Origin of the sequence: Taibaiella lutea, from assembly GCF_008629695.1 — a bacterium.
GTDB lineage: Bacteria > Bacteroidota > Bacteroidia > Chitinophagales > Chitinophagaceae > Taibaiella > Taibaiella lutea.
This window is the reverse complement of sequence record NZ_VWSH01000002.1, coordinates 890,115-912,165: the sequence shown is the minus strand read 5'-3', so window position 1 is coordinate 912,165 and position 22,051 is coordinate 890,115. Positions and strand designations below refer to the sequence as shown.

General features: G+C 38.4%; 19 protein-coding genes and 1 tRNA gene. 11 read left to right on the top strand and 9 right to left on the bottom strand.

The features are described 5' to 3' along the window. Positions 1–184: 184 nt before the first annotated feature. Positions 185–1,399, top strand: a complete 1,215-nt coding sequence (locus F0919_RS11030) for an NAD(P)-dependent oxidoreductase (protein ID WP_150032795.1) — start codon at positions 185–187, stop codon at positions 1,397–1,399. 62 nt (positions 1,400–1,461) lie between these two features. On the opposite strand, the gene F0919_RS11025 is transcribed toward F0919_RS11030, so the two are convergent. Beyond that, positions 1,462–3,180, bottom strand: a complete 1,719-nt coding sequence (locus F0919_RS11025) for a hypothetical protein (RefSeq protein ID WP_150032794.1) — start codon at positions 3,178–3,180, stop codon at positions 1,462–1,464. A 170-nt stretch (positions 3,181–3,350) separates the two neighbouring features. On the opposite strand from F0919_RS11025, the gene uvrC reads away from it, so the two are divergent. Further along, positions 3,351–5,165 carry an excinuclease ABC subunit UvrC gene (gene uvrC, locus F0919_RS11020; RefSeq protein ID WP_150032793.1) on the top strand — a complete coding sequence of 605 codons (1,815 nt, stop codon included), beginning with the start codon at positions 3,351–3,353 and terminating at the stop codon, positions 5,163–5,165. Here the strand turns inward: uvrC and F0919_RS11015 are convergent, their stop codons facing one another. Beyond that, positions 5,166–7,202, bottom strand: coding sequence for an OstA-like protein (locus tag F0919_RS11015; RefSeq protein WP_190277354.1), 2,037 nt, complete (start codon positions 7,200–7,202; stop codon positions 5,166–5,168). A 136-nt stretch (positions 7,203–7,338) separates the two neighbouring features. After that, a complete protein-coding gene (locus F0919_RS11010) occupies positions 7,339–8,493 on the bottom strand; it encodes a cystathionine gamma-synthase (protein WP_150032791.1) in 1,155 nt (384 codons plus the stop codon). Between the two features lie 139 nt (positions 8,494–8,632). Here F0919_RS11010 and F0919_RS11005 point away from each other — a divergent pair. Together F0919_RS11005 and F0919_RS11000 are read left to right on the top strand one after the other, a co-directional pair. Continuing rightward, a tRNA-Arg gene (locus tag F0919_RS11005) sits at positions 8,633–8,706 on the top strand. Between the two features lie 211 nt (positions 8,707–8,917). Then, on the top strand, positions 8,918–9,574 hold the full coding sequence (locus F0919_RS11000; RefSeq protein ID WP_150032790.1) for a hypothetical protein: 657 nt from the start codon (positions 8,918–8,920) through the stop codon (positions 9,572–9,574). A gap of 214 nt (positions 9,575–9,788) precedes the next feature. Here the strand turns inward: F0919_RS11000 and F0919_RS10995 are convergent, their stop codons facing one another. The 4 genes from F0919_RS10995 to F0919_RS10980 form a co-directional block, all read right to left on the bottom strand. Next, complete coding sequence (locus F0919_RS10995) at positions 9,789–10,610, bottom strand: hypothetical protein (protein ID WP_150032789.1); 822 nt, start codon at positions 10,608–10,610, stop codon at positions 9,789–9,791. 44 nt (positions 10,611–10,654) lie between these two features. After that, the gene (locus F0919_RS10990) at positions 10,655–11,269 is read right to left on the bottom strand and encodes a response regulator (RefSeq protein WP_150032788.1); all 615 of its coding nucleotides are present in this window, start codon (positions 11,267–11,269) and stop codon (positions 10,655–10,657) included. Positions 11,270–11,276: 7 nt separating this feature from the next. Continuing rightward, on the bottom strand, positions 11,277–12,056 hold the full coding sequence (locus F0919_RS10985) for a sensor histidine kinase (protein ID WP_150032787.1): 780 nt from the start codon (positions 12,054–12,056) through the stop codon (positions 11,277–11,279). A gap of 689 nt (positions 12,057–12,745) precedes the next feature. Then, positions 12,746–13,255, bottom strand: a complete 510-nt coding sequence (locus tag F0919_RS10980; RefSeq protein WP_150032786.1) for a hypothetical protein — start codon at positions 13,253–13,255, stop codon at positions 12,746–12,748. A gap of 207 nt (positions 13,256–13,462) precedes the next feature. On the opposite strand from F0919_RS10980, the gene F0919_RS10975 reads away from it, so the two are divergent. From F0919_RS10975 to F0919_RS10955, 5 genes are all read left to right on the top strand, one after another. After that, positions 13,463–14,437 carry a caspase family protein gene (locus F0919_RS10975; protein ID WP_150032785.1) on the top strand — a complete coding sequence of 325 codons (975 nt, stop codon included), beginning with the start codon at positions 13,463–13,465 and terminating at the stop codon, positions 14,435–14,437. Between the two features lie 118 nt (positions 14,438–14,555). Continuing rightward, positions 14,556–15,815, top strand: coding sequence for a hypothetical protein (locus F0919_RS10970; RefSeq protein ID WP_150032784.1), 1,260 nt, complete (start codon positions 14,556–14,558; stop codon positions 15,813–15,815). Positions 15,816–15,826: 11 nt separating this feature from the next. Continuing rightward, entirely contained in the window at positions 15,827–16,333 is a 507-nt protein-coding gene (locus F0919_RS10965; protein ID WP_150032783.1) for a hypothetical protein, read from the top strand. A 27-nt stretch (positions 16,334–16,360) separates the two neighbouring features. Next, entirely contained in the window at positions 16,361–17,311 is a 951-nt protein-coding gene (locus F0919_RS10960; protein WP_150032782.1) for a DUF6175 family protein, read from the top strand. A gap of 6 nt (positions 17,312–17,317) precedes the next feature. Then, positions 17,318–18,301: a hypothetical protein gene (locus F0919_RS10955; protein WP_150032781.1), complete on the top strand. Its 984-nt coding sequence runs from the start codon at positions 17,318–17,320 to the stop codon at positions 18,299–18,301. Positions 18,302–18,334: 33 nt separating this feature from the next. Here the strand turns inward: F0919_RS10955 and F0919_RS10950 are convergent, their stop codons facing one another. Then, the gene (locus F0919_RS10950) at positions 18,335–19,399 is read right to left on the bottom strand and encodes a WG repeat-containing protein (RefSeq protein WP_150032780.1); all 1,065 of its coding nucleotides are present in this window, start codon (positions 19,397–19,399) and stop codon (positions 18,335–18,337) included. Positions 19,400–19,791: 392 nt separating this feature from the next. On the opposite strand from F0919_RS10950, the gene F0919_RS10945 reads away from it, so the two are divergent. Beyond that, entirely contained in the window at positions 19,792–20,190 is a 399-nt protein-coding gene (locus tag F0919_RS10945; RefSeq protein ID WP_150032779.1) for a DoxX family protein, read from the top strand. A gap of 100 nt (positions 20,191–20,290) precedes the next feature. After that, on the top strand, positions 20,291–20,860 hold the full coding sequence (locus F0919_RS10940; protein WP_150032778.1) for a dihydrofolate reductase family protein: 570 nt from the start codon (positions 20,291–20,293) through the stop codon (positions 20,858–20,860). Positions 20,861–21,048: 188 nt separating this feature from the next. Here F0919_RS10940 and F0919_RS10935 read toward each other — a convergent pair whose 3' ends face one another. After that, positions 21,049–21,720, bottom strand: a complete 672-nt coding sequence (locus F0919_RS10935) for a carbonic anhydrase family protein (protein ID WP_150032777.1) — start codon at positions 21,718–21,720, stop codon at positions 21,049–21,051. Between the last annotated feature and the right edge of the window lie 331 nt (positions 21,721–22,051).

The following is a 22,051-nucleotide window of genomic DNA, read 5'->3' as shown; positions in this document are numbered from 1 at the left end:
ATTTCCGTCGTAACGGGACGCAAAAGTAGAGTAACATTTTTGTTCTACCAAATTCTAAAAGAAAAATTTCAACATTTTTTTCCCTGAGATAAAAATTGAAAAGCTTTATTTTGCGCCGTCACATTTTGATGCAGGCGCCTGTCAAATGCCGAAGCATTACCTTTGGAAACTTTAAAAAATCCGTATGATTAAAATTGGCCTGATAAGAGAAGGCAAAACACCACCCGATACCAGAGTTGCCCTCACACCAACTCAATGTGCCGATGTCTTACAATTCTATTCCGGGCAGATTGAAATAGTTGCAGAACCTTCTGTCACCCGTTGTTTCCCAGATGCCGAATATATTAAAGCAGGCGTAAACATGCAGGATAATTTAGAGGATTGCGATGTGATATTCGGCATAAAGGAGGTTAAGATCGAACATCTGATTCCAAATAAAATTTTCTTCTTTTTCTCGCATACCAAAAAGAAACAACCGTATAACCAGCCATTGATGCACGCGCTTATAGAAAAGAAAGTGCGCATGATTGACTATGAGGCCCTTACTTATGAAGATGGCGCCAGGATTCTGGGTTTCGGCGTTTTTGCAGGTGTGGTCGGCGCGCATAACGGGCTGATGACTTATGGCAAAAAGACGCGGATGTTCTCGCTTATTCCGGCACATGCCTGTAAGGATATGGATGAAATGCTGAAGCAATACCGTTATGTAAAATTGCCTCCGGTTAAGATTGCCGTGACAGGCTCCGGAAGGGTTACCGCAGGTATTCTGGAAATCATGCACCATTGGGATATTGAAAGTGTTGAGCCTGAAGATTTCTTGGTAAAGGAATATGATTATCCTGTTTATACTTTACTGAAAGGTGCTGCCCTTTATGAAAATAAAAATACAGGCGCTTATTCAAGGGATGATTTCCATCATAACCCGGAACAATACCAATGTAAGTTCCTGCCATTTACAAAAGCGGCCGATATACTGATGAACGGTATCTATTGGGATAAAAGCATTCCACGCTTATTTGAAAAATCAGATGTAGCCAATCCTGAATTCAGGATAAAAATTATGGCAGATATTACCTGCGATGAAGATGGTTCGGTGCCTATCAATCTCGGTTCTTCCACCATTGCAGATCCTGTATACGGCATTGACAGAAATACGATAGAGAAAGTCGCGCCTTTTCAGAATGACAAGGATATTATTGATGTAATGGCAGTTGATAATTTACCGAATGAACTGCCAAGAGACGCTTCGGAGCATTTCGGAGAACATATTATCAAGTACATTTTACCTGAATTACTGAAAGAGAAAAGCGATATACTGGACAGAGCCACTATTTGTAAAGATGGCAAGCTGACAACGCCATTTGAGTATTTAAGCGATTATGCTTATCCGGTAAAATAATTTATAATACTACAGTAAAAAGGAAACGTTCATCATTAGTTGATGAACGTTTCCTTTTTATGTTATTCCGGTTGCAGCCAGACCAATTTAACTTCTTTATCTCTTTTTACATGTTCCAGTTTCATCGTTACCAAAACATTGTTTTCTCTGTCAAAATCGGATATGGCAAACAGCGCCATATCCTTCTCTTTTTTATGTTCTTTATCTTCAAAAACCAACTTACGCTTCGGCATATTTTCACCATTACCTATTTCAAATGAATATGCCTCACATTCATCAAGACCCTGAATCGTTGTCACCTTTTTGCCGTCATCCACCTTATCCTGATTTTTAGCAATATCATTCATCAACACATACCGTTTGTCCTTTCCATTAAAAAAATAGAAAGATTTAAATTGATTTCCATCTATCAGCTTAATACCTGTTTCATCCCTGAAAGAATAGTAAATAGCTCTCGGAATTTCACGCACTTTCTGGCTTTTGGGAATATAATAGGTCCCCTTTTCAGTCCCGTCAGCATTGTATTCAATAATACCGATATCTTCTAAATAAAAAGAAGGTGCACTGCCACCTGCGCCCGAATAAGTAAATCCGGGAGAAGAACTCATCCTGCCTGTAGTGTTACTTACCGTAGTTATAGCATTAGAAGAATATACCATACCCCCGCTCGTACCTGCAACTGCTCTGTTCTCTTCAAATACAATCGTATAACTGCCGTCGTCATTAAGATATAATATTTGCGGAATAGCAAGAAACTGATCCTTTTTGTCATAGTGCTTATTGGCAATTCTATTTATAGGACCTGAATTGATCATTGTAGTCGTTGCTTCAGCACCTACCGATTTTATAACTGTTCTGTAGCCTCTTGCATTTTTATCAGTTTTGTCTTTTCCCGGTTTTACTGAAATTAAAATATATTCGTCTTTGGTTTTATTATACCGGATCATAGATTCTGCAATTTTACCCGCATCAGGATAAACTATTCTTTGAAGGTCGAAGGATTTTGCACCTGCTTTTAAAGAGCCCATCAACAAAGTTCCGTTAAGGTCGCCACCGGAGCTGCGTGTATTCATCCCGACCACAACGGCGACTATCTCTTTGTCACCACGCACGCATAGATCCATAAAGTTCAGGTACTTATAGTCGTTATCGGGCGACTGATAAAATGCCCTGCTGATTTCCTGATGGTCTTTGTTATAATGCACCAACTCTATTCTTTCGTTACGGTCGGAAGCAAAGGAATTGAAAAGCGCCACTGCATAGTTATCACTTTCGGGGTCTTTTCTAACATAAAAAGCAGGTGTAGGGACCTTTCCGAAAACGGAAGCATACCCATCCACGAACCTCAATTTATTGAGCGTCCCGATAGTTTTTTCCTCCAATAAATTACCTGTTACTCCATCAATGATCATACGATAAAGCGTCGGGATACCTCCATCATCATATTCACTTAAAAACAGTACGATGTTTTTGTTTATTTCATAAATGCCCTGTACACCGCCCATTGCACCTTTTCCCTTTCCGACACGTAATTTTCCATAATCGGGTGTAATATGCTTTTCGGCAACCTGCTGATGGTTTTTGTCATAGATACGCACATTGATGCCTTCTTTAATGGTAACGTGCAGGAAAAAAGTATAACCGCTTTTTTCCTGAATAATTTTGGCATAACCATCTTCGGGTTCTTCAAAACCATTGCCGGTGGCCAATACTTTAAATTGAGCAAAAGAGGCTGTTGAGATTAATAATACGGATAATAAGGTCAAAAGATTTTTTTTCATGATTAAAATAAAAACTGTGTTTTAAGTAAATGATATTTTCCTGCAAAAAAATTGCGCATACAATATAGACACAAAATCATAAAACAATGCTTATAATTTTCACTCTGCCAATAAATGCCTTTAGATTCAATCCGTCCTTTTTCTTTACTTTGCATAGGAGATAAGCCAAGATGATCAAAGATTTTTTTCAGCAAAACATTGTCAGTACCCTACCCCATGCACCCGGAATTTATAAGTATTATAGCTCCGACAAAAAGCTGCTGTATGTAGGCAAAGCAAAAGATTTAAGAAAACGCATTACTTCCTATTTTGTAAAGCAGCATGATAACAGAAAAACGGCAGTATTGGTTTCTCTGATTGACAATATTGAATGGACTATCACCAATAACGAACACGATGCCTTTCTGCTGGAAAACTCGCTGATAAAGCATTTCAAGCCGCCATACAATATCAGCCTTAAAGATGACAAGAGCTATCCTTACGTCGTTATCAGAAAAGAAAATTTCCCGCGTGTTTATCTTACAAGACAGGTAGTGCGCGACGGCTCGGAATACATCGGGCCTTTTACGAGTGTGGCAAGCGTGCGTGAATTGATGGATATTATTAAAGAAACGATTCCGCTAAGGACCTGCGGATTGAATCTTACGCCTAATAATATTGCAAGAGGCAAGTTCAAGGTTTGCCTGGAATACCATCTTGGTAATTGCAGTGGGCCTTGCGAAGGACACCAGACGGAAGAACAGTATAAAGGTAATATCGATTATATACGCCAATTGGTAAAAGGCAATTTAAGTCCCGTCCTGAATGCGTTGAAAGAAAACATGAATGCCCATGTAGCTGCGCTTGAATTTGAAAAAGCACAGATGCTGAAGCAGAAAATAGATTTATTGCAACGTTACCAAAGTAAAACGTCGGTGCTGAGCAGTCATTTGATTAATACGGATGTGGCAAGCATTATTGTAATGGAAGACGATGCTTATGTCAACTATATGGTGGTAACGGAAGGAAAAATCATCCATACCAAAAGCATATACATAGAACGTAAACTGGATGAAACGCCTGCCGAAATGCTGGCCTATGCGCTTGCTTTTTTAAGGCCGAAATTTCAATCCATATCAAAGGAATTTGTAGTTCCTTTCGAAGTGGAAACAGAAGAAACCGATATAAAGCTTACCATTCCTATTGCGGGAGATAAAAAGAAATTACTGGATTTAAGTTTTAAGAATGCAGAATATTTCAAACAGGAACATAAGCAGAAATCAAGGTTGCTTTTAAAGGACAGAACGGAAATAGACAGACAGGAAATGCTGGAACAACTGGAAGAAGACCTGCAGCTGCCAAAGTTTCCGGCTCATATAGAATGCTTTGATAACTCTAACTTTCAGGGAAGCTTTCCAGTGGCGGCTATGGTTTGTTTTAAAGACGGCGTACCGTCCAAAAAGGATTACCGGCATTTTCATATCAAGACCGTTGAAGGCATCAATGACTTTGCGTCTATGGCTGAAATAGTAAAACGCCGTTATAAAAGATTGATGGAAGAACAGCAACCTTTACCGCAACTGGTTATTATTGATGGTGGCAAAGGACAACTGGGCGCGGCTTTAAAGAGTATTGAAGAACTGGGTTTAACAGGTAGCATGACAATTGTCGGCCTTGCCAAAAGAGAAGAAAGTATTTTTTATCCCGGAGATAAAGACCCGTTGCAATTACCTTATAACGGACAAAGCCTGTTATTGATTCGCAGAATAAGAGATGAGGTACACCGCTTTGGTATTACTTTCCACAGGGATGTGCGCAGCAAAGGAACTATTAAAAATGAACTGGAAGATATTCCTGGCATAGGTGGAAAGACGGCCCAGACTTTATTACAAACCTACCGTTCCGTAAAGCGTATAAAGGAAATGACTTTAAGGGAATTGACCATGACTATCGGTGCTTCAAAGGCAAGAGTGGTGTACGAATATTTCCATCCGGAAGAGAAATAATTACTGTTTCGTACTATCTGCTTCCTCATTATTCTGTAATGGAAGCTCTTCATACATTTCGAGTAAAGAAGGTGAATGCGGCAAAGTTGTTCCGTTCAGGAATGCTTCTAAGGTTTTGGGGCGTTCTTCTTCGCGCCATTTATATCTGCTCAATCTTAAAGAAGCCGGTGCAACATCTTTCATCGGTGTGGTTTTTTGTTCCACATTTTTGATATAATATATCTTGTCTATTTCCTCCTTTTTGAAAAAAACTTTGATAGTCTCCGACTTGGCTTCGCTACTGCCTACATAAGCGCTGTCTTCATCTTTTACGAAATAAATACTGGACGCATCCGGCTCTGCAATCATAGAATCCAGGCTGTTATTGCTCAGATAACCATTGATGGAATTTCCCTGAATCTGATCGAACATATTTGCTTTTTCCGGCCCCGACCTGTTGATCATTATAGCATTTTTAGGTACGATAACCTGCTTCAGTTTGTTGCTATCTGTTTTCATGTAGATCACATCACCCAACAATTCTCCATTCTTAGGCCATAATACAGGATTCTGATACATCCTAAGGAAAGAGTCCACCTGAGAATAACGGATGCTGTCACATTTTCCCTGCAGGGAATCGTTATAAATCAACACATGATGGTAACCCACAAAATACCTTGGCCCTGAAGTATCCGGCTCCTGCGGCGTATTACGATACGTCTGGCTTGCAGAATCAAAATTTCTTAAACGTATGGCGGAAGAGGACAATTGCATAGTGTCTGACGCTTCCGACGACAACTTTTTATTTTCGCTGTTAGCTTTGTTATAAACCATCTGATCCATCTGCTCTTTCAGCTTTGAAACAGTTGAAGAGGAGTCTGTTTTTGGCAAAACGGAATCGACAGAAGGAATAGAATCCATTAAGGAAGCATCACCCAAACCAAAAGCATCGTCAGGTATAAGGCTCATGGTGTCTTTGATGTCCGGCTTACTTAAAACAGTATCCAAAAGATGCAAAGAGGAATCGGCAGCATTTAAGGCACTATCTGCACCGATAGAAGATATGATGTCATTGGCTGTTTGTTGCAAGCTATCCTGTGCTGACAATACTTTCCCTTTTGACGGGTCGGGCGCAGAGAAAAAAGTGTCCGCTTTGATAAACATGCTATCCTTTCCGTCGGTTTTTCGCATTAAAGGTTTATCAAAAGCCAATAAAGTTTTACGGATTTCATTATAATCAGCTGCGCCACAATATAAAATGGATTTCATGCCTGTGTCAATGGCAATTACATTTCCTCTTGCATAGCCATAACCGGAGTTACGGTTATAATCCAGTGTATCGCCCTCTATATATTGTCCTTCGTTAAGAATGGAAGACCGGTCCACAAAATGAGATATCCTGTTTTTGGTATCATAAACACCGTTGCTTGTCTGCAATATTGACTTGTCATTCGTTACCACAGAGGGAGCAAAAAATCGTGCAACTTTAGTATCGGTATTATAACCCAAATCTTCGGAAACAGCACGGTATTCAGGATCTGTAACAATTACATTTCCTTTAAATCTTGCATCTTTCGATTTCATGTTATACTCACCGGTGTTGCTTTCCACTACAGTTGTCTCTGTTTGCAGAAATCCTCTTTTGTGATATTTGCCGACTTTGGTCTGCATGTTATAGTCAATTTCTTTTGACCATAAAGTATTCAGCTTGCCATCGAATAATTGAACATCATTCAAACCATCGGAACGCATATACACTATCTTGGTTTTACCATTATAACGCATATAGTCGGCAGAAGCTTCCGTCCCGTCTAATTGACGGATGAGCACATCGCCAAAGGCTTCTACGCCATTACGCTGTGTATAGAAATAAGCGCTGTCACAATAAAGCGTATCGGAACCATGCAATAATTTCACATTACCTATAAGCTTATTAACAGAGCTTGTATCGTTTTTTATATACTCACCATAGTCATTATCCAATATTAATATCTGATTAGACTTCCTGACCGTAACAGTATCTGATTTTTTCTGGGCATTAACTATAAAGCACGACAAGAGCATACTTAGAAAAAGTATGCTCTTGATTATGTTTTTTAATTTGAAATGCGCTTTAATCAATGTCAATTGTCAATTGTAAATGGTCAATGCTAAATTGCGAATGGTCAAAATATTTTTACCATGCACAAATTCACTATCCAATTGCCTGCCTTAAATCTTCAATCAAATCGTCTGCATCTTCAATTCCGACACTCAATCGGATTAAGGAATCTGCCAGACCGTTTTTAATTCTTTCTTCTCTCGGAATGGAACCATGTGTCATGCTTGCAGGATGACCAATCAAAGACTCTACCCCACCCAGCGATTCTGCCAGAGCAAATAATTTGGTTGACTTAAGAACGTTAACTGCCGCTTCCATATTGTCATCTTTCAAAACAAAAGATATCATACCACCAAAACCGCGCATTTGCTTTTTAGCAATATCATGGTTAGGATGGTCTTCAAAACCAACCCAGTAAACCTTTTCAACTTTTGGATGTGTTTTTAAGAAGCGTGCAACTTTTTCTCCATTCTCACAATGGCGATCCATACGCACATGTAAAGTTTTGATACCTCTCAAAATCAACCAGCAATCATGTGGTCCGGGAACCGCACCGCAACTGTTCTGTATAAATCTTAAACGTTCTTCTGTTTCATCATCTTTTACAATCACGCAACCATGCACCACGTCACTGTGACCGCCTAAATATTTTGTAGCCGAATGCATAACGATATCAGCGCCCCAATCCAACGGATTTTGAAGATAAGGAGAAGCGAAAGTATTATCCACAACAGTTTTTACGCCATGTTTTTTAGCAATGTTGCTTACGGCTTCAATGTCAATAACATTCAACAAAGGATTGGTTGGTGTTTCAACCCAAATCAATTTTGTATTATCATTAATATATTGTTCAATATTAGCAGCGTTATCCATCGGAATAAAATGGAATTTAATACCATAAACCGCAAATACTTTTGTGAAGATGCGGTAAGTGCCACCGTATAAATCGTTGGAAACAATCACTTCATCACCAGGAACCAGCAAACGGATGATTGCATCTGTTGCCGCCATACCGCTACCAAAGCACAAAGCATGTTTACCATTTTCAATAGCAGCCAATGCATTTTGCAAAGCCGTTCTTGTAGGATTTTGCGTACGGGCATATTCATAACCTTTATGATCGCCGGGAGCAGCCTGTACGTAAGTGGAAGTCTGATAAATCGGCGTCATAATCGCTCCGGTAGTCGGATCGGGTTCAACGCCTGCATGTATTAATTTGGTACCTCTTTTATATTCCTGATGTGCCATGTTTTAGTTTTTTAGAAGATGCGCAAAGGTAAACAGATAGCAGCCCTTTCCAAAGGATTTCTTTGAATCATTTGAGATATTTTTTCAGGTAAAAATTGGATTGAATTTTTTTTTACCCTACTTTTGCGCTCCATTCAGCGGTCCGGTAGCTCAGTTGGATAGAGCATCAGCCTTCTAAGCTGAGGGTCATTGGTTCGAATCCAATCCGGATCACAAGTAAAAGACGTAAATATTGATATTCAATAATTTGCGTCTTTTTAATTTTAGTAAAACGGTTAAAGTAAAGGTCAAAAATTTGTAGTTCATTATGGGCAAATTCTACTATACCGGCAGCATAGTAGAATTGAACTTACTATAGAAGACAAACATAACTTTGCGATAATAAAATATTTCGATAATCTATAAACCAACTAACCTTTTATTTATGAAAAAAATAAAACTCCTTTCTCTGGCTTTATTGTCATTCGCCATTCATTCAAAAGCCCAAAACCGACATGGGCTTTGGATATCTCCCAACCTACAAATTGCAGGCGGAACTATGACAGATATTTATCCCTCCGAGTATAATGCCGATGCATCTGCGATTGTAAACTTAGGCGCAGACGGATGTTGGATGTTCAATAATCACATCGGAGCAGGAACAGGCTTGGCTTACGGGGCTTATGCTTATCAATGGAGTATTTCAGGGGTTGGCGGAAAGGCTGAATATATTGGCACTCAGGTTACCCTGGATATTCCTGTGTTCGTTCGATTTGTTACCGGCAACGGCGGCGGCGGGTTTTTCGCGCAAGCCGGCTTTATAAACAGTTTTAATTTAGTTGATGAAGAAACGCTTAAATTAAATGGCAACGAGGTACAAAAAGCAACCGGCTCAGTTGCCAAACAGGATTTCAAAAATTATTCAATATTACCTTTCGTTTATTTTGGTGGAAACATACGTTGCGGCAATAAAGTACAAATGACATTAGGACCTCAGATTTCATATCAGATAAATGGTAACTTCTCTGAGTCTTCTGGTTTGGACGGACACTATCTTTGTTTCGGTGTAAAACTTGGAGTTGGAATACATTGTTCAAAATAACTAATTGCATTAAAGAAAATGCGTTCTCGCATCGTTAATTAGAGATTGAAAATTTTCAAAATCGGGAATAGTTAAAATAATAAAGCCTAACTCTACAAATCCAATCCGGTTCACCAGTATAAATAACCCGCTCCGAGAGCGGGTTATTTATACTGGTTATTTCAGGCATTTTTATATGCTGCTCATTTTCAATTATAAAACGGCTCGAAACAAATTAAACGGTTCTTTCAATTCTTTTTTGGATCTGAGAGCCGGATCCAAGGGCGAAAAAAGCCAGTTCCTCTGCATCAGGAATGTAATCTTCTCTCATTGCTTTCGCTTCTATTTCTCTGGCAGGCCTTTTAATAATAGCCGGCGTTAATCCGAATACAATGTCAAGAGAATAATCTTCAGTGCTTGTGAATAATTTACCTTGCAAATTGATGCCATACGCTCCCCCTCTCCCTGAAGCTTCAAATCGGGAATAACGCTTCCTTATAATATTCTTTTGTACAAACCCTGTTATAGCATAGATATAGCATATATCGGGGTCATTAATTTTTTCCTGATTTTGTGCTTTCCAGGCAGTAACAGCAGACTGCCATGAAGAATGCTGGAAATCTACCAATCCCTTGGCCTGATCGATAACTATCAGGCTAAAGGAACTTTTATCGTCAAGTTGCGCACCCAAAAAATTCAAAAAGCCAGCTTTTACACAAAGTTCCTTGTCAGCAATAATTGAACTTCGAAGAACTGGTTTACTCATTTTCGATTCTACATCTATCTTAAATCCACTGATGGTGTCGACACAGAATTCAAATTGTATGTTTTGCACGTTAACTCTGGAAGGACATTTATCATTTACTTTTCTAATCTCAACAATCTGTCCTAACAACTGGTATGGATTATCAGTGAAGGCATCAGCCTGAATATAAGCAGTTTGATCATTGACGTTCACTTTGCTTTCCAATTCCTGTACAGTATTTACAAATGCACAATCTGCTATGTCCTGATTGATTACATTGTTTATATGATCAATATGATTATGAATACCCATGAAGAATAGTTTAAAAAATGAAGAATTAAATGCAGGTTATGAAATCATAGTTCTAATCCATTGTCCTGCATATATTTAAGTAATCCTATAACTGTTTTGGCTCCTGCCTTCCGGCAGATGTTTTTACGATGTGTTTCTACAGTGTAGGGGCTTAAATACAATTGTTTTGCGATATCATTGGTAGTAAGTTCAGCAATAATCAATCTTATTATATCGAGTTCACGAGGAGTGAACATCATCTTTTTATCTTGCGGCTTATTCCCTGAAATATCGGTAAAAAACTGTCCGCCGCTCATTACCTTATCCAGGCACGTCATAAGTTCCGACTTGCCGGTATTTTTTACGATATAGCCTGCCGCCCCATAATTGATTGCATCTGTTATATAACGCTTATCATTGTGCATCGATAAAATAATAAAACGTGTTTCTACATGCTTTTTCAAGCTGTTGATTAATTCCAATCCTCCCTGACCAGGCATCCGGAGATCAATGATAGCAATATCTGGTTTTTTTTGTAGTATCTCCGTGTAAGCTGTGTCTCCGTTAGTGGCCGAGCCTACAATGCGAATTTTCGGATTATTACTTATCAGCAACTTTAAGCCATCGATTATAATCTGATGGTCGTCTGCCAGGTATAAATCTGTATATAGTTTAGTCATTTTATAATTATAAAGGCAATTCCACTATAATTGTTGTTCCCTTGTCAGAAGTATCCATGTTTATCAGTCCCATGTTTAACATCACGCGGTTACGGATATTAGCTAATCCGATGCCATTGAAAGTATCTGTGTTTTTGAACCCTATTCCATTGTCCTCTACTATAATCTCCAATTTGTCATCATCTCTGATCACCTGCACAGAAGCCTGAGTAGCTTTGGCATGTTTATGAACATTATGCAGTAATTCCGTCACAATGCGATAGCTATGCAATTTTACAGCTCTGTCAATTTCCCGTAAATTTGCTTCATAATACAGCTTGTAATTACATTCATTCTTTGAATTCAATTGCTCTATATAGCGCTGCAAGAGTTGTTGCATATCTTTTTCATCGAAAAACAGCGGTTGCAGGTTATGGGAAACCTCCCTCAATTCATCAATTGTTTCACTAATACCATCAAACGTTTTTCTCAACAATTCGCGTGTTTCCTTCTCAGCATTCCCTGCAATCAGATATTCCAGGTTCATATTAAGCCCTGACAGCTTCGCACTTATACCATCGTGTAATTCCTCCGCAATGCGGTTTCGTTCCTTTTCTTCACCTTCCTGAAGCGCGGCATAAATAGCCTGTTGCCTTTTTATCTCTTCTTGTTGTAGCTGCAGACGAAAGGCATTAACCTTTTTTTGATGCTGGAATACATAGAAAATAATAGCTGACACCAAAAGTATGATGACTAAGGTACCTGCCAGATAATAGATGACTATTTCGTTTTGAATATCTTGAAGCATCTAAATGATTGGACAAATAAGCAGTTAGCGATTATATTAAAGAATGCGTGGGTATATAAGCTTACGTTCATGGTAAGATAAGTATATCTTATAAAATAGTTATCAAGGATGAAATTAAGTGTATTTAAAGCAAAATAAATCATCACACTTATGCTTAACCAAAACATAGGGTACTGCCAACTGTAATATTCAAAATCTTTTTTTATAAGTGAATAAAAATAAACGAGGGCATAGGCAACGACAGACATTGAAGCATAGGGCCGGCTTACAGTATTGTGATGAAATAAATCGTTAATAAAAAAAGCGTCAGCAATAGCTACTATTGTAAATATTACAACATTAAGTGAAATAATGAAAGTCATTATTTTGCTTTTTGAAAAATAACTATTGTAGATGTATGACATAGTGAGCATTTCAACAAACGTATAAAGGTGCAGTCCCGGAAGATTGTTTCCGAATTTGACTTTAGAAATATATGATTGAATTTCAAAAGCTATGGACACAACAAGAAAAAAGAACAGTACACGAAAAGGTCGATCCAGCTTCTTATAATATACCCAGCCAGCGATTACCGGAAGTAACACGCTGGCTTGGGATGCTTTTATATAAATAATATCAAAATTCAAATATGGTAGTTATTTTAGTGTGATAAAATTGGGCTTTGTAAAAGGAAGCCTGTTCTAAAAGACTCAACTCTCTTCTTTAACTCTACTGAAGACCATACGAACAGGATCCGTACTCATCAACCTGAGATTGCCGACAGTGCTGCAATGACTCGGACATGGATCTGCATAGTCATAATAAGGATAATCATCGTCAATAGTAAGGTCATTATTGATAGCCGTATTATGAGTATCCGCCTCAGTTGATACGGCAATCAGCGTTAATTGAGCATTTTCATTCAAGCCGGCATAAAGACGTATTCCCGTAATCGATTCATAGCCTTCAAAGCTTGTAATTCCTAATAGATTCAACAAGGCATCTTTAGTGAGGCTCCAGCTTACAGGTATTGTAAACGGATCGCCTGTAGCCCTGAAAAGGTCTGTGAAATCCTGAGCAACATTTTGACAAATAGTAGAAGACAACTTTAATTTAAATTCATTAGGCGCTCTGGATTTAAGATATTCAAATGCAGCTCTTTTTTTCATATCTGCTGTCGAAACAGAGGTGTGGTCCGTGTTGATTCCGGTTGTTTCCATTTTTATTTTTTTTGGTTAAGAATACTGCAAAAATATACGGACTATCAGATTGCTTCAATACCTATGAGCAGGTATATTAAATACTCTTTATAACATTGCTACAATATAAGAAATATGTGTATATACCTACTGTCAGGTATTGCATACTATATCTATAAAAGAGAATTTTGCAGAGATATAATATTCTATAATCCAAAATATAACGGTATGAAAAGAGCGCTTCTTGTCGGTATAGATAATTACCCTTACTCTCCTTTATATAGTTCCGTAAAGGATGCAACGAATATGGCTTACCTGCTCGAATGGCATGCTAATGGAACAAAGAATTTTGATGTAAAACTTGAAACAGAAGTTTTTACTAAAGCAGTATTAAGAAAGCTGATTGTAGAGTTGTTTTCAGGTGATGAAGAAACCGTCCTCTTTTATTTTTCCGGACATGGCCTTCTTAATGTTTCAGGCGGGCATATTGTAACTCCCGATAGAAAAGACTATGACGAGGGCATACTTCTTGATGAAATATTAAGGCTGGCCAATAATTGCAAAGCCCGTAATAAGATTATTATCTTAGATAGTTGCCATTCCGGCGCACTAGGCTTTTCTGATAGTTTCGGAGCAGAAAAATCTTACATTGGTGAAGGCATTACTATTATGACAGCGAGCAGGTCCCATGAGCCTGCACTGGCCAAAGGTTACTCTTCTGTATTTACAAGTCTTTTAATTGAAGCATTGAAAGGCGGGGCAGCTGATATTACTGGCCAGATAACACCAGGAGCTATTTATGCTTATATTGACCAGGCTCTCGGCCCATTTGATCAACGACCGGTCTTTAAAACAAATACAACACGGTTTTCTCCATTGAGAAAAGTCTCACCGTTGGTTTCACCTGAAGCGCTCAATAACATTACAGAATATTTCATCACAGATGAAACTGAGCACAACTTAGACCCTTCTTATGAAGAAACAAATATAGCAGATATTAAACCTTTTTTAAGAGAGCCATATGCGACCCCAAAAAAGATAGCCATATTTAAACATTTGCAACAGATGGAGCGTGTAGGCTTGTTGCAGCCTGTAGATACTCCTTTTTTGTTTTTTGCTGCTATGGACTCAAAATCTTGCAAACTCACACCTTTAGGTCGCCATTACTGGCGTTTAGTAAAAAACAAGAAATTAAGACTTTAAATAAATATCTAAGCCTATCAATTAATAACCTGATTTTCCGATAAGTACCTATTAACAGGTATTGACCTGCATTAATGCTATTTGCAACTTTGCCACTGAACCAAGCATCAAAATTTTTATGAAAATCATCCTATACCTCTGCCTGTTACTGTATACTACCAGTACCGTGGCACAAGTACAATCACTTAAATACCGGAGAAGCTCTCTTTTTACATTAATGCTGACAAATGAAAAAAGAAAATATGAAGATGTAATCAGCAAAACATTTTTAGGCTATCCTATTCCTGAAAAATTCAATAATCATAATCTCGGTTTCCGCGTAATTAAAACATCCAACCTACCTGACTCGCTAAAGCTCAATGTTATAAATGCTTACCTCGATAGTAACGATGTAGCTCGTAAACTTGTTGCACATTGGTTCAATAGAAACGAAAAAGGATACTTCAATATGAACCTTATTGCGGAACGCGGATCCTATAACGCATCTGAAATGGATGCAGCCATCGCGAAAAAAACTAAAAGAGGCCTTACATTACTTGAAGACGCCGGAGAAGAACTGATTGGCAATACTTTTATTCTTATTAGTGACTTCAGATTTATTAACAAAGAAGAGTTGAGAAAAGTAATTAAGGAACGTGTAGAACAAACAGAAAAGAATGCCACTCAGATTGAAAAGGTGGCCAACCGCATTCCCTTCGTAAAAAAAACACCTGCCGGAGCCTCTCTTCTTCACGAACTGAACGACTTAACAGCCCAGCCACTGGATGTATTATCAAAAGGATATGTTGTTGTTACTACTTCTTATCTCTACAGATTAGTATGGAATGATTCTGTGGCCACGGTTTTTTACAAGGACTTGTGGATGAAAGATAATGCCTTTGATAAAAACAGAAAATACGCTTTCGAACATACTTCTCTGTTTCAGTTGCAATATGTAGGTTCGGAAGTTGCCTGGGCAGATTTACAATCAACAATATACAGTACCAAATCAGAGGAACAGCTTGTTCAAATTGCCACAATACGGTCTCTCGATGCAGTCATTGTCAAATTGCAAAAAGAACATGAAGCATTCCGTACAAGCACGCCACTGATAAGCACTGACCCGCCCACAGCAGGAATAGGCCTTAAAGAAGGGCTCGAAAGCAGTGACCATTATGAGGTTTTGCAACAGGTAATTAACGAAGATGGTAAAACGAGCTATGAGACGATAGGTGTTATAAAGCCCTTGAAGGATCAAATTTGGGACAATCGCTATATGGCAACAGGTGATTCATTACGTTCTGCTACTACATTTGAAAAAGGAAAAGGAAAACAATTTTACCCTGGAATGCTCATCAGGCAGAAAGGAAAATCAGGATTACAAAATTTGCTTAAATAATAAGGATATTTATGTTACTAAGAATTATCAAAACAATACTTTTTCTATGCTCACTTTGCGTAGGATTCTCAAATGCTTTTTCTCAAAATACTGTCCCTCAACAATGGCATTATGATATTCAGTGTGAAAATATAGGCCTTGACGGTACAAAGTTGATTAAGGTATGGAGCTATTCAAAAAAGGAAAAATTTCCGCTCAGGCAAGCCCAGAAAAACGCTATACATGGCATGATTTTCAAGGGGTTCTCCGGCAATGCTACTACCGGTTGTCCTACTCAACGCCCACTTGCAGACAGTCCTGATCTGGAATCAAAGCAGGCGGCTTTTTTTGCAGCTTTTTTTGCCGATAACGGCCCATACCAAAAATATGTAAATAGCACTATTGAAGAAACTCCTATTGAACGGATACGGGTTGGCAAAGAATACAAAATAGGGATAATTATTACAGTAATGTACAGCCAGCTAAGAAAAGACCTCGAACGTCAAGGCATCATTAAACCACTCGATGCCGGATTTTAATAACCCAAGAGCCTTAAAGACCATACAATGAGAAAACTTCTATGCACTGCTTGCCTTTTCTTGATTAGCTTTTCCATTTGCTTTTCCCAGGCAAAAAAACCAATACTAATGGTGGTGCCCAGCGATGCCTGGTGCAAAGAACATGGATATATGACGGAGTATGACAATCAAGGTACAAAGGTCAGCGTTCCTGATTACAAAAAGGCATTTCAGAGTGACCCGCAGCTTCTTTTGGTTATCAGTAAGATTAATGGAATGATGGCAGAAAGAGGCTTTCCGGCCAAGAACATGGAGTCAGCAATAAAGTCGCTTGAGCTGGAAGAAAGCGAAGATGCTATACTTATTTCTAAGGCAAGCAGTAGCCAAATAGCAGAAAGCCCGATAGATAAGTTGAAAAAAACAGCTAAAGCAGATATCATTATACAACTGACCTGGACATTGAACCAAAACGGACCTAAAAATTCTATCAGCTTTATTTTGCAGGGCCTCGACACTTATACCGATAAACAGATAGCAGAAGCCGGAGGAACCGGAGCATCTTCCTTTTCTGCAGATGTACCAACGCTTTTGGGAGAAGCAGTCATCAGCTATATGGACGCTTTCAATAGTACGCTGCAGGCACATTACGATGATATGTTTGCCAACGGCCGGGAGATCGTCGTACGTATAAAAAAATTCGATGCCTGGCCATATGATCTCGAAACAGAATTTGAGCGCAAAGATCTTGCATCTGCAATAGAAGAATGGATGCGTCTGCATACACAAAATCATCGTTTCAATCTCTCCGACGTAACCGAAAATATGATGTTGTTTGAACAGGTAAGAATACCTGTAGTAGATGATGCCGGCGTTGCGCTTGATGCAAGAGGTTTTGTAAAAAATCTGCAACAGTTCCTGAGCGATAAGCCTTATAAAATAACGAGCAAATTGGTCATGAGGGGCCTGGGACAAGCAACTATTATTTTAGGAGAAAAATAACCCGAAATGAAACAATTCTTATTTACATCAACCCTCCTGCTGTGCTTTTGTTTTTTTAATAATAACCAATGCCAGGCACAGCAATTGGAAGGGAAAGACCCGCTTACCACTATCAACCTCTCTCCTTTTTTATTACCGAGTATTCCATTAGAATGCCGTAATTCAATGGAACTGAAACTGATCCAGATAGCTAATTATAAAAACATAGGGAGCGTTTCTGTAAATCCCAGGTTTATTATTACGGCAGCTATTAATACTTTGTCTAAAAACATTTTATCAACAGCTCCGACTATGATTGCATTAGACCTGGAAATAACTTTTTTTATAGGAGACGGGCAGCAGGGCAAAATATTTGCGACAACATCAAAATATGTAAAGGGGGTTGGCACCAACGAAACAAAAGCCTTTATGGACGCTATAAAGCATATCCGGCCGGAAGATTCTGCATTGCAGGCTTTTGTAATAGAAGGAAGAGAACATGTATTCGATTATTATAAAACAAAATGCGATCAGGTCCTTAATGAAGCAGATCTACTGATTGCAGCAAATAAATATAAAGAGGCAGTATATAATCTGATGCTTGTACCGGAAGAATGCACTAAATGCTTTGAAAGATGCCTGCAAAGGGTAAGGGAAATTGTCCCTCAAAAAGCACATTTTAACTGCGAAAAATTATTGCTTAAAGCAAAAGCACAATGGGTGGCATCGCTCGATGAACGTGGTGCCGACTCAGCTGCTGCCACATTGGCTTTGATAGATGAAGACATTAATCCTGAATGTGATAAACAAATAAAGACATTTATTACAGAAATCAGCAGCACAATAAAACAACGCAATAACAGAGAGTGGGATTATAAGGAGAAATCGCAGGAAGCTAAACTCGATGTGGCTAATGAGATGATAAAATCCTATAGAGACATGGCATCAGATTATGCAAAAAACAATCCACCACCTCAGACTTACAATATTGAACATTGGATTCGCCGATAATGAAAAAGAGCAATTTTACTGATTGCTCTTTGCTCACATATCAGGTGGTGGACAATCTTTAACGCAGTTGTTGTTTTTATCAATATAATACCAGTGGCCATTTTTTCTTACATTGGCTTTCCCATCCGAAAAAGATTCCGCAGCTTCATATTGCATAGGTATGACGGCATTACCATGTTTGTCAATAAAACCATATCGGCTATTATTACCTACTTTCGCAAGGCCTTCATTGAATTCTTCTGCAGAAGAATATTTGAATTGTACAGTTGAAGCACCATTAATATCCCTTCCTTTGCTATCCACAAATCCAAATTTACCCTCTCCTTTTACCAAGGTACAACAACTCGCATTTACATCGCTATAATTATGTTTATTAACAGCTGTAGAGGCAGGGTAACCCGGATTTATCCTGACTGATTCTCTATGCTTTATTGAGTCCTTTGGTGATACCTGTCTGCTATCACCCTTTGGTGTTATAAAAGTCGCATTTTTCACATCATCCTTTTTAGTTAATAACGGAAACACAGTTCTGTAATAGGATGTTGCGATGATTACCAATGCAAATCCAAGCATTGCCGCGATTGCTAAATATTTCCTCTTGTTTACATACCATGGTATCGCAGGGAGCGGAACGATTGTGTTTCCATTTTCTTTCCCGATTGCATACTGTAGCTCTTTGTATTTAGAAACAAATTGTCCGGGATTCCTGAAATCTATATGCAGAAATGCCTGCATAAATTCAGGGATGCTCGCATCAACACTACCTTTCTTTAAAACAGGAATAACCTTTTGCTGTGCTGCAATATTTCTTGAAATGATGGTATTAATGATAGAATATTCATAACCTGCCGCATCCCTTCTGTTCACTGCCTTAACTTTGTATTCTTTAGTGAATATGACAATAATTTTATCAGCCTCGTTAATGTGCTTATCTGCAAAGTGATTGAGATTTCCGCCTGCATACATTCGTTCTCTATCCAATACGACATTTATCAGCATATCCTCCTCCAGTTTTTTAGCAAGACGCAAAACCCATTCCATATGCTTCTCATTATCCCAGGTATAGGATATGAAAACCTTGATTTTATCTGTATTCATTGCAAAGGGGTTATAATATTTATAGAATTCATAGACTTATATGGCCGCAAATATGTTATCTTAACCCTTATAAAGGAATACCTACCTACAGGTATTCTTGTGCACTTTCCTTCCGCCTCTATTATCATTATGAGTTTATTGATAAGCAATTAAAATACCGATAGATAGGTATAGGTAAAATTTGTAGTTTAATGCACTTTTGTCTTGTGATATTTCCAAATAAAATACAATGGAAATTTTCGGCATTAGGAAATGAAATTGAGAATAGAAACTCTGACTAACCACCTTCACCATCTAGGACAACCTGATTTTTTATCCGTTGTTTCATTTTTCACTTACAGATATCCGAACAATAATCACTATGCCCTGTTTTAAAAGAAAATAACTTATTTATGGAGCGTTCAACTATTAAAAGCGGAGCACGGATTCTTTTAGGGGCGGGATTGGTTTTTGCAGGGATAAGTCATCTTACCAACGCAAGAAAGGAGTTCAGAGCACAAGTGCCCAATTGGGTTCCATTAAAAAAAGACGATACGGTTATTTATTCAGGTGTCGCAGAAATTGCATTGGGTACGGCATTAGCTATAGCCCCATCAAAATACAGGTACCTGACAGGAAGGATAGCTGCTCTCTTCTTTGCGGCGGTTTTTCCGGGGAATATTGCACAATATACGCATCACCGCAACGCTTTTGGCCTGGATACAGATAAAAAGCGTTTTGTACGGCTTTTCTTCCAACCGCTGCTTGTTTTGTGGTCGTTAAAAAGCACAGATAAATCAAAACAAGCATAAGAAAGACATTAGCTTACATACCCTTTTATTGTCGTAATTGCCCTCCAAAATACGAATCGGATTATTCTAATTTTGACAATTATAAACTAATTGAAACAAAATGAGAAAGATCAGAATATTTGAACATATCTCGCTGGACGGCGTGATAGAACACGACGGAGATTATATTTATGGCGCATGGACAACGCCCTACCGAAGCCCGGAAGGAGCTGTCATGCTCTTTGAGGCATATGGACCTAAGTTCGACTTGCTGCTTGGCCGCCATACTTATGATATATTTAGTGGTTTTTGGCCTAATGCGGGAGATTTTCCAATGGCAAATGCGATAAACGCAGCAACTAAATACGTTGTAACTCACAACCCTGACAGTTTGGAATGGGGTCCTGTAAAGAATTTAGGGGAAGATATTGTAAAGGCAACAGGTGACCTCAAGTCAACGGAAGGTCCTGATCTTATTGTGGTCGGAAGTTCTACAATAACTTCATTGTTGCTAAGTAATGGATTGGTTGATGAGATTATCCTCATCACCTACCCGGTTTTACTTGGCAAGGGTAAACGCTTATTGTCAGACAGCATCGATGCCCGGGAATTAGCTCTTATTGACACAAAGACTACGCCGACGGGTTTGTTCATCAACAAATACAAGCACATCGGACCATTGAAAAAATAATCCTTCTGACAAACAGCAACGGTAGTTCGGAATTAGTTCAAATTTCGTTTAAATAGCATCAACAACATTTCAAAACCCGCTCTATAAGCGGGTTTTGTCATTTTTAATAATTCGTTTCATTTCTTAGTCAGCCGATTTCATTAAATCATTGAAGTAACTAACGTATCAAGCAGGTGCGACGTGCTGGCTTAGTCCAAGAATGTCACTACTCCTGTATTAATATTATAATACGCACCCACAATCTTTATACTGCCCATGTCTTCCATTTCTTTTAAAATAGGGCTTTTTTCCTTGATTGTTTTTATAGTATTAATGACATTGTTTTTTAAAACATACATTACGTAGTCTTTATTTTTTGAGGATTTATCGCCCTGAAAATCTTCTGATGCAGTAATTGCCGGCTTTATATTTGCCAGCATGGAAGTTATATTACCCAGTTTCACATCATCAATAGCAGAGGTAATAGCACCACAGGATTCATGTCCTAAAACAAGAATTAGTTTAGCGCCCATAACTTTACAGCCGAACTCCATACTTCCCAATAAATCCGTGTTCGCAAAATTGCCTGCTACACGTCCTACAAAAAGATCGCCAATACCTCTGTCAAATACATCTTCCACCGGAATCCGGCTGTCAATACAAGAAAGAACCACTGCTTTTGGGAATTGTCCTGCGGCGGCTTCCCGTACCATTGCCGAATGATCTCTTGCTGTAACATTATTATCTACAAAGCGTTCGTTACCTTCTTTCAAAGCTTTGATAACGTCATCAGGAGTCAATGCGGCTTGCTCATCTGCTGTTAAAACCCTTTCTCTCCGGGGTAAAGCAATAGGGTTTGATTGCATAGTTTCATTTGTCATAATAGTTGTGTTTTGGTTTAGGTTAAAAAATAGATACAAAAGATGAATTTATTTTAGGATCGTTCAAGCCGACTCGTGTTATGATGTTTGATAAATTATCCTGCTTATTTCTGATACACTTAAAAAAATTATTAGTCTAAGAGAGAATGCGAACCGACATTAGTAATTCTTTATCAGATTCAAGATTGGATTCCTATGCTGTAAGATCAGGTAAGTGAGCAAATTCGGGGCTAATCACGGGATAACTCTTAACAGGTTTAAATGATTCTTTTGTTTAAAAAAGCATTTAAAATTTGATTTGAAACATTTCATGAATGATTCGGTTTAATAA

Coding starts and splice junctions, on each gene's coding strand:
- F0919_RS11030 (WP_150032795.1), top strand. CDS start 185: ATGATTAAAATTGGCCTGATAAGAGAAGGCAAAACACCACCCGATACC.
- F0919_RS11025 (WP_150032794.1), bottom strand. CDS start 3,180: ATGAAAAAAAATCTTTTGACCTTATTATCCGTATTATTAATCTCAACA.
- uvrC (WP_150032793.1), top strand. CDS start 3,351: ATGATCAAAGATTTTTTTCAGCAAAACATTGTCAGTACCCTACCCCAT.
- F0919_RS11010 (WP_150032791.1), bottom strand. CDS start 8,493: ATGGCACATCAGGAATATAAAAGAGGTACCAAATTAATACATGCAGGC.
- F0919_RS11000 (WP_150032790.1), top strand. CDS start 8,918: ATGAAAAAAATAAAACTCCTTTCTCTGGCTTTATTGTCATTCGCCATT.
- F0919_RS10995 (WP_150032789.1), bottom strand. CDS start 10,610: ATGGGTATTCATAATCATATTGATCATATAAACAATGTAATCAATCAG.
- F0919_RS10990 (WP_150032788.1), bottom strand. CDS start 11,269: ATGACTAAACTATATACAGATTTATACCTGGCAGACGACCATCAGATT.
- F0919_RS10985 (WP_150032787.1), bottom strand. CDS start 12,056: ATGCTTCAAGATATTCAAAACGAAATAGTCATCTATTATCTGGCAGGT.
- F0919_RS10980 (WP_150032786.1), bottom strand. CDS start 13,255: ATGGAAACAACCGGAATCAACACGGACCACACCTCTGTTTCGACAGCA.
- F0919_RS10975 (WP_150032785.1), top strand. CDS start 13,463: ATGAAAAGAGCGCTTCTTGTCGGTATAGATAATTACCCTTACTCTCCT.
- F0919_RS10970 (WP_150032784.1), top strand. CDS start 14,556: ATGAAAATCATCCTATACCTCTGCCTGTTACTGTATACTACCAGTACC.
- F0919_RS10965 (WP_150032783.1), top strand. CDS start 15,827: ATGTTACTAAGAATTATCAAAACAATACTTTTTCTATGCTCACTTTGC.
- F0919_RS10960 (WP_150032782.1), top strand. CDS start 16,361: ATGAGAAAACTTCTATGCACTGCTTGCCTTTTCTTGATTAGCTTTTCC.
- F0919_RS10955 (WP_150032781.1), top strand. CDS start 17,318: ATGAAACAATTCTTATTTACATCAACCCTCCTGCTGTGCTTTTGTTTT.
- F0919_RS10950 (WP_150032780.1), bottom strand. CDS start 19,399: ATGAATACAGATAAAATCAAGGTTTTCATATCCTATACCTGGGATAAT.
- F0919_RS10945 (WP_150032779.1), top strand. CDS start 19,792: ATGGAGCGTTCAACTATTAAAAGCGGAGCACGGATTCTTTTAGGGGCG.
- F0919_RS10940 (WP_150032778.1), top strand. CDS start 20,291: ATGAGAAAGATCAGAATATTTGAACATATCTCGCTGGACGGCGTGATA.
- F0919_RS10935 (WP_150032777.1), bottom strand. CDS start 21,720: ATGACAAATGAAACTATGCAATCAAACCCTATTGCTTTACCCCGGAGA.